We start from the raw sequence: 1443 nt of genomic DNA on the forward strand, positions 1-1443 counted from the left end.
AGCCTAATGTCACTTACTTTGTACGTGAGAGGAGAAAAAGTGAGTTGAGGAGAGGGAGCTAGGGTTGAATCAGAAGTAGCTCTGTGAGGAACCGCTGCGTCTGTTATGGAGAAGAAGGCGGAAGCTGAAGACCTGCTGAAGTTGTATGAGCAAATCGTACCTTCTGTGACGTGGGAGGATTTTGGCGGAGGCGGCCAGATCTACACGTTGGCGGTGGTGGTGGAAATGATGTTGCTGCAGCGTCTGAGTGAACGGGGGACGCAGCAGCAAGCGGTGCAGGCGCTGGTGAGCGGTCGTCTGGATGGTCTACTGGGCAACGGTAAGCGCGTCCGGGATAGGCGTATTTCAGCCAATACGGGCGGCTACGCCAGGGCCTGTGGACGAATCACTGCGGAGACGGTGGAGCAGGTCTGCGATCAGACCTTAGCCGAACTCAGCCGTCAGATCGAGCCGGAAGCAAAGTGGGGGCGGCCGGTGATGCTGCTGGATGGCAGCAGCGTTCGTCTGGAACATACGGCCGACATCTTGAAGGCTTTTCCTGCCAGCCGGAACCAGCATGGTCTAGGGCACTGGGGGATCATGAAATGGGTATCGCTGCATGATGTGAGGACGGGGATAGCACAACGGCCTGCCTGGGGACCGATGTATGGCCCCGAAGCGGTGAGCGAGCAAAGTCTAGCCAGGAAGGTTCTAAGCCGTGCTCCCGCCGACAGCGTGATTATCGGGGACAGTGGCTTCGGGATCTTCGCCTTCGCAGAGGCGGTGGTCAGCAGCGGCCATCAAGCGCTGTTCCGCTTGACCAAGGCACGGGCTCTGTCGCTGGGAGGTAAATTTCTGCCATCTCAGGGAGAGGTTTTCGTCTGTTGGAAGCCAAGCGCTCAGGAACGCAAAAAGTACCCGGAGCTGGTGGATGCCGAGATCAAAGGCCGGCTGATCGTGCGCTCGGCCAAGGGGTTTCGTGACAGCCTCTATCTGTTCACCACGCTCGAGCAGGAGGCTGACCAGATCGTCGCCTTGTACGGCGAGCGCTGGAATTTGGAACTGGATCTCAGAACCTTGAAGGGCACCCTGCGCCTGGAGCATCCCCATGGCAAAAGCCAGGCTGCGGTGGAGAAAGAGATGCTCATCGCCGTCATCGCCTATGGGCTGGTCAGGGCGTTTATGGCCAAAGCAGCCCGCAGGGCCGGCCTCGACCCTCGAGTCTTGAGCTTCACTCAGGCCTACGGCTTGATCAATGCCATGAGCCACAAACTCTGCTCGCCGGACCCAATCCTTAGGCAACAAACATACGAACGACTACTCGACTACATCGCAAAAGCCAAGCTTCCACAACGAACCAAACATCGATCTTACCCTCGCGAAATCTGGGGAAAAGGAAAATCCTTCCCCTCAAAACATCACTTCGGTCCTCTCCCAAAATCAAAAAGTAAGTGACATTAGGCT

General features: G+C 57.1%; 1 protein-coding gene. It reads left to right on the forward strand.

Annotated elements, in window-relative coordinates; all coding sequences use genetic code 11:
* Nucleotides 1–105 precede the first annotated feature (105 nt).
* Nucleotides 106–1434 carry an IS4 family transposase gene (locus tag OHL21_RS00110; protein WP_263415215.1) on the forward strand — a complete coding sequence of 443 codons (1329 nt, stop codon included), beginning with the start codon at nt 106–108 and terminating at the stop codon, nt 1432–1434.
* Nucleotides 1435–1443: the final 9 nt, after the last annotated feature.

The organism is Terriglobus albidus, assembly GCF_025685425.1.
Classification (GTDB): Bacteria; Acidobacteriota; Terriglobia; order Terriglobales; family Acidobacteriaceae; genus Terriglobus; species Terriglobus albidus.